Annotated in this window: 15 protein-coding genes, 1 tRNA gene and 1 riboswitch; of the genes, 10 read left to right on the top strand and 6 right to left on the bottom strand. The window is 65.9% G+C overall.

Annotated elements, in window-relative coordinates; translation table 11 throughout:
• Positions 1 to 93 precede the first annotated feature (93 nt).
• On the bottom strand, positions 94 to 1,281 hold the full coding sequence (locus tag AC0L2O_RS04920; RefSeq protein ID WP_369720551.1) for an O-succinylhomoserine sulfhydrylase: 1,188 nt from the start codon (positions 1,279 to 1,281) through the stop codon (positions 94 to 96).
• A gap of 73 nt (positions 1,282 to 1,354) precedes the next feature.
• Positions 1,355 to 1,434: riboswitch (SAM riboswitch) on the bottom strand.
• Between the two features lie 77 nt (positions 1,435 to 1,511).
• On the opposite strand from AC0L2O_RS04920, the gene AC0L2O_RS04925 reads away from it, so the two are divergent.
• The 4 genes from AC0L2O_RS04925 to AC0L2O_RS04940 all read left to right on the top strand — a co-directional run bounded on the left by AC0L2O_RS04925 (position 1,512) and on the right by AC0L2O_RS04940 (position 5,954).
• Positions 1,512 to 2,648, top strand: coding sequence for a 2'-deoxycytidine 5'-triphosphate deaminase (locus tag AC0L2O_RS04925; RefSeq protein WP_473368898.1), 1,137 nt, complete (start codon positions 1,512 to 1,514; stop codon positions 2,646 to 2,648).
• A 107-nt stretch (positions 2,649 to 2,755) separates the two neighbouring features.
• A complete protein-coding gene (locus AC0L2O_RS04930) occupies positions 2,756 to 3,166 on the top strand; it encodes a PAS domain S-box protein (protein ID WP_369720553.1) in 411 nt (136 codons plus the stop codon).
• Between the two features lie 122 nt (positions 3,167 to 3,288).
• Positions 3,289 to 4,341, top strand: coding sequence for a hypothetical protein (locus tag AC0L2O_RS04935; protein WP_473368899.1), 1,053 nt, complete (start codon positions 3,289 to 3,291; stop codon positions 4,339 to 4,341).
• A 167-nt stretch (positions 4,342 to 4,508) separates the two neighbouring features.
• Complete coding sequence (locus AC0L2O_RS04940) at positions 4,509 to 5,954, top strand: MATE family efflux transporter (RefSeq protein WP_473368900.1); 1,446 nt, start codon at positions 4,509 to 4,511, stop codon at positions 5,952 to 5,954.
• Here the strand turns inward: AC0L2O_RS04940 and AC0L2O_RS04945 are convergent.
• From AC0L2O_RS04945 to AC0L2O_RS04965, 5 genes are all read right to left on the bottom strand, one after another.
• The gene (locus AC0L2O_RS04945) at positions 5,951 to 6,403 is read right to left on the bottom strand and encodes a hypothetical protein (protein ID WP_473368901.1); all 453 of its coding nucleotides are present in this window, start codon (positions 6,401 to 6,403) and stop codon (positions 5,951 to 5,953) included. The two genes, AC0L2O_RS04940 and AC0L2O_RS04945, sit on opposite strands and share 4 nt — an antisense overlap.
• A gap of 100 nt (positions 6,404 to 6,503) precedes the next feature.
• Positions 6,504 to 6,905, bottom strand: coding sequence for an SRPBCC family protein (locus AC0L2O_RS04950; RefSeq protein ID WP_409191531.1), 402 nt, complete (start codon positions 6,903 to 6,905; stop codon positions 6,504 to 6,506).
• A gap of 139 nt (positions 6,906 to 7,044) precedes the next feature.
• Positions 7,045 to 7,404, bottom strand: coding sequence for a VOC family protein (locus AC0L2O_RS04955; protein WP_409191532.1), 360 nt, complete (start codon positions 7,402 to 7,404; stop codon positions 7,045 to 7,047).
• Between the two features lie 57 nt (positions 7,405 to 7,461).
• On the bottom strand, positions 7,462 to 8,301 hold the full coding sequence (locus AC0L2O_RS04960) for a helix-turn-helix transcriptional regulator (RefSeq protein WP_473368902.1): 840 nt from the start codon (positions 8,299 to 8,301) through the stop codon (positions 7,462 to 7,464).
• 9 nt (positions 8,302 to 8,310) lie between these two features.
• Positions 8,311 to 8,889, bottom strand: a complete 579-nt coding sequence (locus AC0L2O_RS04965; protein WP_369720560.1) for a methylated-DNA--[protein]-cysteine S-methyltransferase — start codon at positions 8,887 to 8,889, stop codon at positions 8,311 to 8,313.
• A gap of 178 nt (positions 8,890 to 9,067) precedes the next feature.
• On the opposite strand from AC0L2O_RS04965, the gene AC0L2O_RS04970 reads away from it, so the two are divergent.
• The 6 genes from AC0L2O_RS04970 (at position 9,068) to xylA (ending at position 14,459) form a co-directional block, all read left to right on the top strand.
• Positions 9,068 to 9,141: transfer RNA gene (locus tag AC0L2O_RS04970), tRNA-Gly, on the top strand.
• 230 nt (positions 9,142 to 9,371) lie between these two features.
• Positions 9,372 to 9,953, top strand: coding sequence for a helix-turn-helix domain-containing protein (locus AC0L2O_RS04975; protein ID WP_473368903.1), 582 nt, complete (start codon positions 9,372 to 9,374; stop codon positions 9,951 to 9,953).
• A gap of 10 nt (positions 9,954 to 9,963) precedes the next feature.
• Positions 9,964 to 10,428: a GNAT family N-acetyltransferase gene (locus tag AC0L2O_RS04980; RefSeq protein WP_473368904.1), complete on the top strand. Its 465-nt coding sequence runs from the start codon at positions 9,964 to 9,966 to the stop codon at positions 10,426 to 10,428.
• A 99-nt stretch (positions 10,429 to 10,527) separates the two neighbouring features.
• A complete protein-coding gene (locus AC0L2O_RS04985; RefSeq protein ID WP_369720563.1) occupies positions 10,528 to 11,574 on the top strand; it encodes a LacI family DNA-binding transcriptional regulator in 1,047 nt (348 codons plus the stop codon).
• Between the two features lie 107 nt (positions 11,575 to 11,681).
• Entirely contained in the window at positions 11,682 to 13,136 is a 1,455-nt protein-coding gene (gene xylB / locus AC0L2O_RS04990) for a xylulokinase (protein WP_473368905.1), read from the top strand.
• Positions 13,137 to 14,459: a xylose isomerase gene (xylA, locus tag AC0L2O_RS04995; protein WP_473368906.1), complete on the top strand. Its 1,323-nt coding sequence runs from the start codon at positions 13,137 to 13,139 to the stop codon at positions 14,457 to 14,459.
• Positions 14,460 to 14,471: the final 12 nt, after the last annotated feature.

Genomic DNA, 14,471 nt, shown 5'->3' on the forward strand with positions numbered 1-14,471 from the left:
GCGCGCCGTGCCCACCATCTATCGTCAATGTGATTGTGTTTGGTGGGCACGCTTCGCTTTGCCCACGCCACGATTCCGAGCCCTTGGCGCCCTTTACGCCTTCTCCAGCGCCGCGGTCAGATCCTCGATCAGATCGTCCGGATGCTCGAGCCCCGCGGAGAAGCGGATGAAGCCCTCGCTGATGCCGAGCGCGGCGCGATCGTCCGGCTTCAGCCGCTGATGGGTCGTAGTGGCCGGATGCGTCACTAGGCTCTTGGCGTCGCCGAGATTATTGGAAATCTTGGCGAGCTTGAGCTCGTTGAGCACGCGGAACGCGCCCTGCTTGCCGCCCTTGACCTCGAAGCCGACCAGCGTCGAGCCGCCGCGCATCTGCTTCTTCACCAGCTCCGCCTGCGGATGATCGGCACGGCCGGGATAGACCAGTCGCGAAATCTTCGGATGGCTCGCCAGCACGTCGGCGATGCGTGCCGCCGTCTCGGTCTGCGCGCGCACGCGCACCGCCAGCGTTTCCAGGCCCTTGAGCAGGACCCAGGCGTTGAACGGCGAGATCGACGGGCCGGTCTGGCGCATGAAATTGTGGATGTGCTCGGCGATGAAGGCTTCCGAAGACAGGATGACGCCGCCGAGGCAGCGGCCCTGGCCGTCAATGTGCTTGGTCGCGGAATAGACCACGACGTCGGCACCGAGCGCGAGCGGACTCTGCCAGATCGGCGTTGCGAACACGTTGTCGACGATGAGGCGCGCGCCGCCGCTGTGCGCGATCTCGGCAATCGCGGGGATGTCGAGCACGTCGAGCGTCGGATTGGTCGGGCTCTCCAGGAAGAACGTCTTGGTGTTCGGCTTGAGCGCGCGCTGCCACTGGTCGAGGTCGAAGCCGTCGACCAGCGTGGTCTCGATGCCGTAGCGGGGAAGCAGATCCTGAATGACGTAGAGGCACGAGCCGAACAGGGCGCGCGAAGCCACCACGTGATCGCCGGACTTCAGCGGCGCGAGGATCGCGGTTGTCACCGCGGCCATCCCGGTCGCGGCGGAGCGGGCGGCCTCCGCGCCTTCGAGCTCGATCATGCGGCGCTCGAACATTGCGATGGTCGGGTTCGAGTAGCGCGAATAGATGAAGCCGGGATCCTCGCCCTTGAACCGCGCCTCGCATTCCTCGGCGCTGTTGTAGACGTAGCCCTGGGTCAGGAACAGCGCCTCGGACGTCTCGCCATATTGCGAGCGCAGCGTGCCGGAATGGACCAGGCGGGTATCGGGACGGTAGTTGGCAGGCGACTTCGACATAGGTACCTCCGCATGACCATCTTGTCGAAAATGGTCACAAAAAAACCGGCCTGGAAATCTCCACTGGCCGGGATCACAGAGGTCCCCGGCCTGTTTAGCGATTTATTTAACGTGGCTGCAAGCCGGCCGGCTCAAATCACCACGGGATAAGTCATGCTCTTATTCCGCAATACCCTTTCCGTCAAGACATCCATCGGCTAGCCGTAAAAAACTGTATCTTGCATGTCTGGATGCACGCACCCCCTGATGAGGACCCCCGGTTGACGTTCACGGTTGCCGCCGACGCCAATGGTATCCTGCCCGACCGCATGATCGCGGCGATGGCGGAAGCGGGGCTCATCCTGCCTTCGTACGACTTCGTCGAAAGCCAGATCCAGCCCGCGAGCCTCGACCTTCGTCTCGGCGACATCGTCTACCGTGTCCGTGCGAGCTTCCTGCCTGGCCCCGGCGCAACGGTGGCCGAGCGCATCGACGAGTTGAAGCTGCACGAATTCAGCCTTGCTGACGGTGCGGTGCTGGAGACCAACTGCGTCTACATCGTGCCGCTGCTCGAAAGCCTTGCGCTGCCGCCGGAGATTGTCGCGGCCGCAAACCCGAAAAGCTCCACCGGCCGGCTCGATGTCTTCACCCGCGTGATCGCGGATGGCACCCGCCGCTTCGACATGATCGGCGCCGGTTATCACGGCCCGCTCTATGCCGAGATCAGCCCGAAGACGTTTCCGGTCCTGGTCAGCGAGGGCTCGCGCCTCAGCCAGGTGCGCTTCCGAACCGGAGACGCCATCCTCAACATCGACGAACTCGAGGCGCTGCACGCGGCCGAGCGTCTCGTCGACGTCGACGATGCCGATCTGACCGGTGGCGTCGCCGTGTCGGTCGATCTCTCCGGCGAGAAGAGCGGCGGCTTCGTCGGCTATCGCGCCAAACGCCACACCGGCGTGGTCGATGTCGATCGTCGCGCCGGCTATGCGGTCGATGATTTCTGGGAGCCGATCGCGGCGCGTCCCGATGGTCGTCTGATCCTCGATCCCGGCGAGTTCTACATCCTCGCCTCGAAAGAGGCCGTGCAGGTCCCGCCCGACTACGCCGCGGAGATGGTGCCGTTCGATCCGCTGGTCGGCGAATTCCGCGTGCATTATGCCGGCTTCTTCGATCCCGGCTTCGGCTATGCCGGTGCCGGCGGGCGCGGATCGCGTGCCGTGCTTGAAGTGCGTTCGCGCGAAGTGCCGTTCATTCTCGAGCACGGCCAGATCGTGGGCCGTCTCGTCTATGAGAAAATGCTGGCGCGCCCCGATGCCATGTACGGCCAGCGCATCGGCTCGAACTACCAGGCGCAGGGCCTGAAGCTGAGCAAGCATTTCCGGGTTTAATTCCGCAGCCCGGATGGAGCGCAGCGAAATCCGGGAACCCTCGCCGGGAAGCAGAACCCGGATTGCGCTGCGCTGCATCCGGGCTACATTTCGTCCGAGGTGGCGAGATGACAGATCAACCTGAACTCGATGCAAAGATCCTCGACGACGTCGCGGACGCGCTGATCTATTCGGATCGCTCCGGCACGATCATGCGCTGGAATCGCGCATCGTGCGCACTGTTCGGCTTCTCCGCCGAGGAAGCGCTAGGCCAAAATCTCGACCTGATCATTCCCGAACATCTGCGCGCCGCGCACTGGAAAGGCTTTGAGGCCGCGCTTGCCAGCGGCGCGATGAGGCTGGCCGGGCGGCCTACACTGACCCGCGCGCTGCACAAGAGCGGTCGCAAGCTCTACATCGAGATGACTTTCGCATTGGTGCGCGACGCCGGCGGAGCAGTGCAGGGATCGGTGGCCATGGCCCGCGACGTGACCGAGCGCATCGAGCGCGAGCGCGCGGCCAAAGCTGCGCAAAACTAAGGCTGCGCACAACTCGTGATGCGGAATTGGCGGGCGGCGTGCAGGGTGTCATGCGTGCCGCTCAGGTTGTGTGTCGGCGAATGCAGTGACACACTCGATCAAAACAACGATCGGGAGCGAACATGACCGCCGCCGCAGACTCCGCGCAGCAAGCCGAATGGACACGCTGGCGCGCGGTCGCCGATCTCTACCACGCCTACTTCACCGGCCTGATCCTCACCGTCGTCACGCGGCGCGGCACGGCGGATGCCGCGGAGTTCGTCTTTCGCGTGTTTCGCCGCCAGCAGCAGGAGCGCTTCCTGCCCGGACTCGAAAAGCTCGGGCTCAGCCATCTGCCGCCGGCGGTCGCGGCTGCGCAATATCACTATCTCTCCAACTGGATCGGCGGCGTGCATGTCGAATACATGCATGAGAGCGACCGCAAAGCCTGGATCCGCTATCCGCCGCCGCGCTGGATCTGGAAGGGGCCGGCGATCTGCGGCGTGCCCGGCGAGGTCAGCCGCGCGATGCTGCGCGGCTGGCACGCCAACAATGGCGTCGCGCTCGGCGATCTCAGGCTCGGCTTCGTCTGCACCAAGCAGAGCGTCGATGGGCAAGACGGGCTCGAGGGCTATTATTATCAACATGACCAACCGCTCGAACTCGACCAGCGGCTCGTGTATGCGCGGCATCTCGAAGCGCCGCTGTTCGATGTGGCCGCGGCTCCGGCTTTGCCGGTCGCAAGCTGGCCGAAACCGCGGCTGGAGAAAGCCTATCGCAACTATGCGATGGAATACGTCCGCACTGCCGCGCCGGTGATGGTGCAACTGTTCGGCCCGGAAGATGCCGGCTACCTGCTGCGCCTGACCGGCAAGCTCATCGGCATGCAATTCTTCGACGACACTGCCGGGGCACTCGCGATGGGTCGTGGCGGGGCGCGCGAGTTCGCGTCATTCCTCGGTGCGCTGTTCGCTGCTCAGGACGACGCGGTCCACATGGCGGAGTCCGAAGGCACGTCCGAACTCAGCCAGCACAGCTGGAAGCTGATGGAGGATGTCGCCGACTATCACCCCGCCTGCACCAAGGTGCTGGAGGGCTTGTTCGAGGGCCTGGCTGCTGGTTGCGGCCGCCATATCAGCGTGCACCTGCGTCCGGCGAAGGGTGGTCGCCCGCCGCTGGTCTGGACCGTCGAGTAATTCCACCACTTGAAATGCGCTGCCGCAGGGCACGCCTGCACCTGACGCAGGAGGAATCGCTGCGTGCCGTGCTAACAAGCCCGTCGTTGCGCGTTTTGCGCGAACCAATCAATTGGCACACCTAGTCATTGCCGCGCCGCAAATGGCGCTTGTGCCCGGGAGAGGAAATGTCCGACATCGCCGAAATCCCGGTCGATGAACAAGAGCGTCCGTTGCCGCCGCCTCCGCGGCCGATGAGGAGCGCGCTGACCGACGGTCCGATCCTGCGCACGCTGCTCGGGCTCGCCTGGCCGAACGTGGTCGCGCTCTCCGCCGGCACCTGCGTGGTGATCGCGGAGACTTCCTATATCGGACGGCTCGGTGTCGAGGCGCTGGCTGCGATGGCGCTGGTGTTTCCGACCGTGATCTTGACCATGACCATGTCCGGCGGCGCCATGGGCGGCGCGGTGGCTTCCGCTATCGCGCGTGCGCTCGGCGCCGGCGATCGCGAACGCGCCGGCACCCTCGCCGCGCATGCGCTGCTGATCGGCATCACCTTCGGCCTCGTCTTCATGCTGGGCATGCTGATCTTCGGACCAGAGGTACTCGAGATGCTCGGTGGTCGCGGCAATGTGCTGGCTCATGCGGTCGCCTACACGCAGGTGTTCTTCGGCGGCGCGGTGCTGCCCTGGCTGCTCAACACCATGGCGGGCGTATTGCGCGGCACCGGCAACATGAAGTTGCCGTCGCTGCTGATCCTCAATTCAGCGGTCTGGCAGGTCGTGCTTGGCGGGACGCTGGGGCTCGGGCTTGGGCCGGTGCCGCAGTTCGGCATGCGCGGCGTCGCGGCCGGCTCGCTGATCGCCTATTCCATGAACATCTGCGTGATGGGCTGGTACCTGTTCTCCGGCCGCGCGCGCGTCGTGCCGAAGCTGCGCGGGCTTCGCATCCAGTGGGCGATGTTCTTCGATATCCTGAAAGTGGGCGCGATCGCCTGCTTCTCGCCGCTGCAATCGGTGCTGACGATCTCGATCTTCACCCACATGCTGGCGAAATTCGGCACCGCGATCCTCGCCGGCTACGGCATCGGCGCGCGCCTCGAATTCCTGCTGACGTCGATCGCATTCTCGTTCGGCATCGCCTCGGTGCCGATGATCGGCATGGCGATCGGCGCCGGCCGCATCGCGCGCGCCCGGCGCATCGCCTGGATCGCAGGTGCGTCCGCGTTCGTCGCCGTCGGTGCGCCGGCGTGCCTGGTCGCGCTGTTCCCGGACGTTTGGGTCAATATTTTTACCGACAGCGCAACGGTGCGCGCCACAAGCCATCAATATTTGTCGACGGTGGCGCCGTTCTATGCCTTCATCGGCCTTGCCTCGACGATGTATTTCTCGTCGCAAGGCGCGGCCAAGGTGATCGGGCCGGTGCTGGCGCAGACCGCGCGCCTCATCTACATCGCCGCTTGCGGCTGGTGGCTGTCGACGCACGACGCCACCGCGCAAAACTTCTTCTGGCTCGCCGCGAGCTCGATGGTCGTGCTCGGCCTGCTGTCATGCTCGAGCGTGGTGCTGACACGCTGGGGACCGCGGGAGAAGAAGCCCGCCGTTCGCCCGGCGCTGTCGGCAGCGATTGACTAGCGATTTCTATGGCGGCGGTGGCCGCCACCACCGACATTGGCGAGCCGCATCAATTGCGGGATCATCGCCATCATCTCGCCACCGCCGGAACCGCCGAGCATGCCCATGATGTCGCCGCCTCCGCCCATCGGCGCGTAGCCGCCGTAACTGGGCGCACTGAAGCCGCCGCCCATACCGCCGCCACCCATGATGCCGCCGATCCCGCCGCCGCCGTTCTCCATCATGCGGCTCATCATCGGGCCCATGGTATGCATCATCATGGCGAAGCGGCGCTTGCCCATCTTCGCCTTCATCATCTCCAGCATCGGCGCCATCTGCGTCATCATGTCCTCGCCGCCGGCGCCTGTGCCGCCGAACCCTGCGAATTGCGCCTTTGCCGGCGCGCCCGTGACGGACAGCAACAGCAGCACGGCGGCTGCCTGGCAGATCACCTTGTCAGCACCTCTCATGGCATGGTCCTCGCGTGCGTGACGCCGCCGGGAGAGCGGAGCCGACCGGACGCACGCGGGCATGGTTACGGTCGATGAGGGCAGGGCTCCGTGAGAAAGATCACGCAGCGGCGGTTGGGAATGCCTTGTGCATCGCGATCACGGCCTCCTTGGTCTGCTCCTGGACGTAAGCTGCAAGCTCGTTCGGCAGCATGTCGATGATCCAGACCAGGCGGCACCTCGCTTCGCTCTCCGCGATCACCTGCACCGAGGCGCTGTAGTGCTTCAGGCGCTCGTTGTTGATGGCATAAACCAGCCGCTGCCGAGCCTCGTCGCAATCGACCAGCACTTCGCGCGCCACCGAGCCATTTGCGAAGGTAACGATGCGCGCATCGCCGTCAACCGAGCATGCGGTGACGAAGCCTGGCACCAGCCGCCGATGCAGCGCGCCGAAATCGCGCACCGCGTCCCAGACGTCGTGGGCGGAAGCGTTGAGAGGAATGTCGTTGTGGATGGAAGCCATGAAGGTGTCCTTGATTGAGAAGTTCGTAGGGTGGGCAAAGGCGCGCTCTTCGCGCGCCGTGCCCACCATCGCCACGGTCGCACGCGATGGTGGGCACGCTACGCTTTGCCCACCCTACGAGTGCTCGTGCGCGCGGCTTCTACACAGAAACCGCCTCGACATTGTTGCCGTCCGGATCGATCAGAAACGCCGCGTAGTATGTCGGGCTGTAATCCTTGCGCGGGCCGGCGCCGCCATTGTCGCGGCCGCCGCTCTTCAGCCCCTCGCTGTGGAACGCCTTGACCGCGTCGTGATTGCGGGCGCGAAACGCGATGTGGGCGCCGTCGGCCTTGCGGCCTTTGTTCAGATGCAGCCATAGCGCTGGTTCGCCCTTCGGCCCAAAACCGGCGTAACCGTCGCCGCTCGAGCACAGCACGTAGCCGAGCGGCGCCAGCACCGCGCTGTAGAAGCGGGTGGCGGCATCGAGGTCGGCAACCCGCAATCCGATGTGGTCGTACATGATCGTCTCCATTTGCCAAGCGCGCCGCGTGATGGCGCGCGCTGGAGACGAATCTAGTCAGTTCAGGGCGAGCTGCTCTTGGAGAATCTTGCGTCCGCCCTTCGAGGCCTGCCGGAACTTGGTCGGCGAGACGCCGGCCGCGCGATGGAAAGTGCGGACGAAGTTGGAGAGGTCGCCGAAGCCGACGTCATAGGCGATATCGGTGACCGCGATGGCGTCGTCGGCGAGCAGACGCGCGGCGTGCCGCAACCGCGAGCGCACCAGGTATTGATGCGGAGTGACGCCAAGCACGTGCGAGAACAGCCGCAGGAAATGAAACGGGCTCAGGCCGGCTTGGCGTGCGGCCTGTTCGAGGTCGATCTCGCCATGTGAATTGTCGTCGATCCACAGCGCCGCCTCCACCGCACGGCGGCGATCACGCGCCGAAGGCCGCGCAGCTTTGCGCGGCTTGCCCGAGACGACATCGACAAAACGGCCGGCGAGGATCTGGCCGACCTCGTCGAGGCCGATGTCGCTGTTGCCATCCGCCGCCGTCTGCGCCAATTCGCCCAGCACCATCAGTTCCGGCAGCGGCGGCGTCGCGCCGACCTGCCAGACCTCGCGCCGCCCGCCCAGCGCCTCGACCAGTTCCTCTTCGAAGAAGAACGACAGGCAGACGTCGCCGCTGACATGCTCGTGCGTGCAGGTGTATTCGTCGCCGGGAGCGCCGACCAGCACCGAGCCCGCCACCAGCTCGAAGAACCCTGCGCGGCAATGGCAGCCAAAGCTGCCGGCGCGGACATAGGCGATGGAATGACCGGAGCGACATTCGGCGAATGGCTCATCGCCCGGTCCCGCATCGCAGCGGAACTCGGAGACCGTCATCGATCGTGACGTCAACAGCGTGGTCGCATCCATCCAGGCTATCTAGGTGGGAGACCTCGGCGGGGCAACCGGCAGCAGCACTTCGAACAGCGTCTTGCTGGCGACCGGATGGGCGCCCTCCAGCGCGAGCAGCCGCCGCTTGGAGATCACTCCGCCGTAAGGCGATTGCCGGTCGGCGTAGTTGCCGGTCTCCAGCACGCGGTGGCAGGGCACGATCAGCATATAGGGGTTTTTCGCGATCGCCTGCGCCACCGAATGCGCGGCGCCGGAGGCGCCCAGCGCCTTGGCGATCTCGTAATAGGTGCGCGTCTCGCCGCGCGGGATGGTGCAGGCGTACTCGTAGACCCGCCGGTTGAAGACGGGCACGTCGCTGCAATCAAGGCTGACGTCGGAAAAATCGGGGTCGCTGCCTTGCAGCAACGCCGCGATGCCCTCGATCGCAAGCTCGGCATTGAGCGGAACCGGCTGCTCGCGCGCCTCGGGATGGACCTGGAAGATCCGGCGGCGGGTGTCGATCTCCCGCGCCTCCGGCAATTGCACGGCCACCACGCCGGAATTGCTCCAGACGATGCCGCAGCGGCCTATGGCCGTGTCGAATATTGCGTAAGCACGCCCCACCATGCGCACGCCCCACACGCTGTACGTCTTCTCAACCCGGCAGCGATCATAACACCGCCACAATCCGGCGCACCTGGAATCTTACCAGGACGTTAACAACCGTCCGGCCGGGCGCGCCAAAGCGCTTGGCGCAAGGCGCCGTCTCGGGTAATCAAAGCGAGCGTCGGCCACCGCGCATCCCGCGGGCGTAGTTCAATGGTAGAACGGCAGCTTCCCAAGCTGCATACGAGGGTTCGATTCCCTTCGCCCGCTCCAATCCCTGCCTTGTGGCAGGGCGCTTCGCAGGACTTTGATCTTTCGACAGCGCGAACAGGATGCCCCTTCGAAGTTTCAGCGGAGAGGGGCACGGATGTTGTCGTCGCGCACCGCGCCAACATTCCAATATATTAGCCTCTCGCTCCCGGCGTTCGCCGCTGCCCGCGCTAAGCTCCCTCATGCGCCGGCAGATGCGGTCCTTGCGCCGGGCAACGTTCGGATCAGAGGTCATGGATCAGCAAAAGCTCGACCGCGCGATCGGTCGCCGATTGAAGACGGTGCGGACGCAAGCCGGCATGACGCTGAACGAGCTCGCGGCGCGCTCCGGCGTGAGCCGGGCCATGATCGGGCGGGTGGAGCGGGCGCAGAGCAGTGCGACGGCGTCGCTGCTCAACAAGCTCTGCGCAGCGCTCGACGTGTCCTTGAGCGATGTGGTGGCGCTCGCCGAGAAATCGCCAGAGCGGCTGGTGCGGCTTGCCGACCAGCCGCTCTGGCGCGATCCCGACAGCGGTTATCGCCGGCGCCACGCCTCGCCGACCGATGCGGCGAGCGGCATCGAGGTCATTGTCGTGGATATGCCGGCCGGCGCGCGGGTGCCCTACAGCCCCTGGGGCCGCAACGCCTTTACCCAGCAACTCCTGATGCTGGAAGGCACGATCGCCGTGCATATCGATGCCAAGACGGTGCGCCTGCGCGAGGGCGATTGTCTGGATTTCGACGTGATGCGCGCGGTCACCTTCGAGAACGAAACCAGACAGGATGCGCGCTACGTCATCATCACGCGGCGCGGCACCTCTTACGGAAAGATGTGAGGCCCTGACGATGCAGATACGCACCGGTGACACCTTTGATCCGCGCGTGGTCGCGCTGCTCGACCATCACGTTGCGGCCGCGCGGGCGCAGACCGCGCCGGGCAGCGCCCATGCGCTTGATCTCGCCGGGCTTCGTGCGCCAGAGGTCGCGTTCTGGACCGGCTGGGACGGCGAGACGCTGGTCGCCACTGGTGCGCTGAAGGCGCTGTCGGCGGCGTATGGCGAGGTGAAGTCGATGCATACGCTGCAAACCGCGCGGCGGCGCGGCTATGGCGGCGAGATGCTGCGCCATATCATTGCGGAGGCCCGCGCACGCGGCTTGCATCGGCTCAGCCTCGAAACCGGATCGTGGGACTATTTCAAGCCGGCGCACGCGCTGTACCAGGCGCACGGCTTTGTCCCGTGCGGTCCATTCGAGGGCTATGCCGAGGACCCCAACAGCCTGTTCTTGACGCTCGATCTGAGCGGCGGCTGACTCGGCACGCTGCGCCTTCGGCACAGACCGGTCCGAAAATGACGTCGTCCCCCTCAAAATGAGTTGCGTACCTCAGAAAACCTCTGCTAGCGTTCCGCCATGGCCCAGGACACGCTCACGGCGACCGCGCTGACGCTGAAGGATATCGCCCGCCAGGCGGGCGTCAGCCTCGCGACGGTCGATCGCGTCCTGCACAACCGCCCGGGCGTGCGGCCGGACACGGTCCGTCGCGTCCAGGAGACGATCGCGCGCAACGCGTTCCAGCCGCATGTGGCCGCAGCCGAGCTGGCCCGCGGCCGCGCCCGCCGCTTTGCGTTCGTGATGCCGTCGGGGCCGAACCCGTTCATGCAGCAGATCGAGGACTATTTCGGCGAGATGTCGGCGTGGCTCTCGGCCCGCCGCCTCCATGTCGAGACGGTCGCAACCGATGTGTTCGATCCGTCCGTGCTTGCGGCCTCGCTGGAAGCGTTGTCGGGAGATTACGACGGCGTTGCGGTGGTGGCGCTCGACCATCCCCGCGTCCGCGCCGCGATCAACGATCTCGTCGATGCCGGCAGCAAGGTGGTGACGCTGGTGTCCGACGTGCCCTCGTCGCGCCGCCATCATTATATCGGCATCGACAACATCGCCGCCGGCCGCACCGCCGGCGCGCTGGTTGGGCGACTGGCCGGACAAAGATCCGGCAAGGTCGCGATCGTCGCCGGCTCGCAGGGCCTGCGGGACCACGCCGAGCGCATTTTCGGCTTCAACCAGGTAATGGCCTCGGAATTTCCAGGTCTCAGCGTACTGCCTGTGCTGGAAGGGCGCGATGAGGACGCGCGTACGGAGCAGCTTCTGGCGCGGCTGTTGGGCAAGCATGCTGACATTGTCGGGCTTTATAACGTCGGCGCCGGCACGCAGGGTGTCGCCAACGCATTGGGCGATGCCGGGCGCGACAAGCAGGTGGTGTTCGTCGGGCACGACGTCACGGTGCTGACGCGAAAGCTGTTGTTGCAGGGCGTGATGGATGCCGCGATCTCGCAGAATCCGGGACACGAGGCGCGCGCCGCCGTGCGCGTGCTGCTCGCGCTCGCCCGCGGCGAGCCGATCTTGCGCGAACAGGAGAAGATCAGGATCGACATCGTGATGAGGGACAATCTGCCGTAAGCCCAGGGAGCAAACGATGGGCTGAACGGCGCGAGTTTCAAAACCGCCGTTGCGGGAAGAGGCGACGCAAGCTCGCCCGCCGCAACGGAAACGAAAGGGAGGACGGCGTGTATCTCGGAATGGACATCGGCACGTCCGGTGTGAAGGCGGTGCTCGTGAGCGAAGCCGGCGCGATCGTCGCGACAGCCGCGCGCGAGCTTGCGCTCTCGCATCCCGCGCCGTTGTGGTCCGAGCAGGATTCCGATGCCTGGGTCGATGCGGCGATCGGCGCGGTCGATGATCTCGCGGCCCACCATCCGCGTGAGGTCGCGCAGGTGCGCGGCATCGGCCTGTCAGGCCAGATGCATGGCGCGACGCTGCTCGGTGAGGACGGCCGCCCGCTGCGGCCAGCGATCCTCTGGAACGATGGCCGCTCGCAGGCCGAATGCGGCGAACTCACGCGGCGCTGTCCGTCGCTTCACGGCATTGCCGGCAATCTGGCGATGCCCGGCTTCACGGCGCCAAAGCTGCTCTGGGTCGCGCGGCACGAGCCCAAAATCTTCGAACGTGTCGCAAAGGTGCTGCTGCCGAAGGCCTATGTCCGATTCCGCCTCACCGGCGAGATGGTCGAGGACATGTCCGATGCCGCCGGCACGCTGTGGCTCGATGTCGGCCGACGCCGCTGGTCGGCCCTGCTGCTGCATGCCACCGGTCTCGATCTCCACCACATGCCGCGTCTCGTCGAGGGCAGCGAGGCGAGCGCGGTGCTCGCGCCGGAATTGGCCCAGCGCTGGGGCATGGCGAACCAGGTCGTGGTCGCCGGCGGCGCCGGAGATTGCGCGGCGAGCGCGATCGGGCTCGGTGCGATCGCGCCGGGCGATGCGTTTCTGTCCCTGGGAACCTCGGGCGTGGTGTTCCGCGTCACCGATCGCTTTGCGCCGGCACCGGCCTCGGCCGTGCACGCCTTTTGCCACGCACTGCCCGGCCTGTGGCACCAGATGGGCGTGATGCTGTCGGCCGCGGCCTCGCTCGCCTGGCTTTCCGGCGTCATGGACGTGCCCGCCGCGGCGCTGCTGGCGCCGCTCGGCGAACGCGTCGACGGGCCGAGCCCGATAAAATTCCTGCCCTATCTCGACGGTGAGCGTACACCGCACAACGACGCCGCCGCGAGCGGGGCCTTCGTGGGCCTGCGGGGTGCGACCGGGCGCGCCCAGATGGTTCAGGCCGTGCTCGAGGGTGTCGCCTTCGCGGCGCGCGACAATCTCGCGGCACTGAGTGCGGCGAGCGGGCCGATCGCCGAGGTCGATCTCGTCGGCGGTGGCTCGCGCTCGCCGCTATGGGCGCAGATCTGTGCCGACGTGCTCGGCATTCCCGTTCACCGGGTCGAGGAAGGCGAGGTGGGCGCGGCGCTCGGTGCGGCGCGGCTTGGCCGGCTTGCTGTCACCGGCGAAGACCCGGCGGAGGTCTGCACGCGCCCGCGGCGGCTCGCAACCTTCGCCCCTCGCGCATCCGTCGTTCCCGCCTATGACGAGGCCTATGGCCGTTGGCGTAATCTCTATCCCGCCTTGAAGGAGCGTGCTTAAGTGAACGTGTCAGCCAAATTCTTCGACGCAAGCGCGCCGATTGCCTTTGAAGGCAAGGACGCCAAGAGCCCACTTGCCTTCCGCTGGTACGACAAGGACCGGCTTGTGCATGGCCGCCGGCTCGAAGACCATCTGCGCTTCGCCGTCTGCTACTGGCATTCGTTCTGCTGGCCCGGCGGCGATCCGTTCGGCGGCGAGACGTTCTTGCGCCCCTGGCATCACGGCACCGACCCGATGGCCATGGCGCGGGCCAAGGCCGACATCGCGTTCGAACTGTTCCGCCTGCTGGATGTGCCCTTCTTCACCTTTCACGACGTCGATGCGGCGCCGGAAGGCAACTCGCTTGCGGAGTCGGTCGCGAACCTCAATGCCATCGCCGATCTTTTCGAACAGAAGATGGCATCAAGCAAGGTTCGCCTGCTCTGGGGCACCGCGAACCTGTTCACCCACCGCCGCTACATGGCCGGCGCGGCGACCAATCCGGACCCCGAAATCTTCACCTACGCCGCCGGCCAGGTCCGCGCCGCGCTGGAGGTGACGCACCGGCTCGGCGGCCAGAACTACGTGTTGTGGGGTGGGCGCGAGGGCTACGAGACGCTGCTCAACACCGATCTCAAGCGCGAGCTCGACCAGCTCGGTCGTTTCGTGTCGCTGGTCGTCGAGCACAAGCACAAGATCGGCTTCAAGGGCCCGCTCCTGATCGAGCCTAAGCCGAAGGAGCCGACCAAGCATCAATATGATTTCGATGTCGCCACCTGTTACGGCTTTCTCCAGCGTTACGATCTGTTGCAGGACGTCAAGCTCAACATCGAGCAGAACCACGCCATCCTTGCCGGCCACTCGTTCCACCACGAGGTCGCGCTCGCCGAGGCGCTCGGTGTCTTTGGCTCGCTCGACATCAATCGTGGCGACGATCTGCTCGGCTGGGATACCGACCAGTTCGCCATGAACGTGCCGGAGCTGGCGCTGGTGTTCCACGAGCTGCTGCAGCGCGGCGGTTTCTCTACCGGCGGCCTCAATTTCGACGCCAAGATCAGGCGCCAATCGATCGGTCCGGACGACCTGATCCACGCCCATGTCGGTTCGATGGATGCCTGCGCGCGGGCGTTGCTGGCCGCTGCCGACATGCTCGATGCCGGCGCGCTCGCGGCGCCGCTCGCGGAACGTTATGCGGGGTGGGCGGGAGCCGAAGGCCGCGCTATCCTTGGGGGCCAACGTACGCTCGCCGATCTCGCCGACCGCGCGCTAGGCTCCGGCTTCGATCCGCAGCCGCGCTCGGGACGGCAGGAATATCTGGAATCGCTGGTCAACCGCTATGTTTGAACGAGGCCGATC

The sequence above is a fragment of the Bradyrhizobium sp. Kon10 genome, from assembly GCF_055807395.1.

Bases quoted from the DNA above. Each gene is read 5' to 3' on its own strand.
- AC0L2O_RS04960 (WP_473368902.1), bottom strand. From the start codon at position 8,301: ATGGATGCGACCACGCTGTTGACGTCACGATCGATGACGGTCTCCGAG.
- AC0L2O_RS04985 (WP_369720563.1), top strand. From the start codon at position 10,528: ATGGCCCAGGACACGCTCACGGCGACCGCGCTGACGCTGAAGGATATC.
- AC0L2O_RS04980 (WP_473368904.1), top strand. From the start codon at position 9,964: ATGCAGATACGCACCGGTGACACCTTTGATCCGCGCGTGGTCGCGCTG.
- AC0L2O_RS04940 (WP_473368900.1), top strand. From the start codon at position 4,509: ATGTCCGACATCGCCGAAATCCCGGTCGATGAACAAGAGCGTCCGTTG.
- AC0L2O_RS04965 (WP_369720560.1), bottom strand. From the start codon at position 8,889: ATGGTGGGGCGTGCTTACGCAATATTCGACACGGCCATAGGCCGCTGC.
- AC0L2O_RS04955 (WP_409191532.1), bottom strand. From the start codon at position 7,404: ATGTACGACCACATCGGATTGCGGGTTGCCGACCTCGATGCCGCCACC.
- AC0L2O_RS04950 (WP_409191531.1), bottom strand. From the start codon at position 6,905: ATGGCTTCCATCCACAACGACATTCCTCTCAACGCTTCCGCCCACGAC.
- AC0L2O_RS04925 (WP_473368898.1), top strand. From the start codon at position 1,512: ATGCACGCACCCCCTGATGAGGACCCCCGGTTGACGTTCACGGTTGCC.
- AC0L2O_RS04945 (WP_473368901.1), bottom strand. From the start codon at position 6,403: ATGAGAGGTGCTGACAAGGTGATCTGCCAGGCAGCCGCCGTGCTGCTG.
- AC0L2O_RS04920 (WP_369720551.1), bottom strand. From the start codon at position 1,281: ATGTCGAAGTCGCCTGCCAACTACCGTCCCGATACCCGCCTGGTCCAT.
- AC0L2O_RS04975 (WP_473368903.1), top strand. From the start codon at position 9,372: ATGGATCAGCAAAAGCTCGACCGCGCGATCGGTCGCCGATTGAAGACG.
- AC0L2O_RS04935 (WP_473368899.1), top strand. From the start codon at position 3,289: ATGACCGCCGCCGCAGACTCCGCGCAGCAAGCCGAATGGACACGCTGG.
- AC0L2O_RS04930 (WP_369720553.1), top strand. From the start codon at position 2,756: ATGACAGATCAACCTGAACTCGATGCAAAGATCCTCGACGACGTCGCG.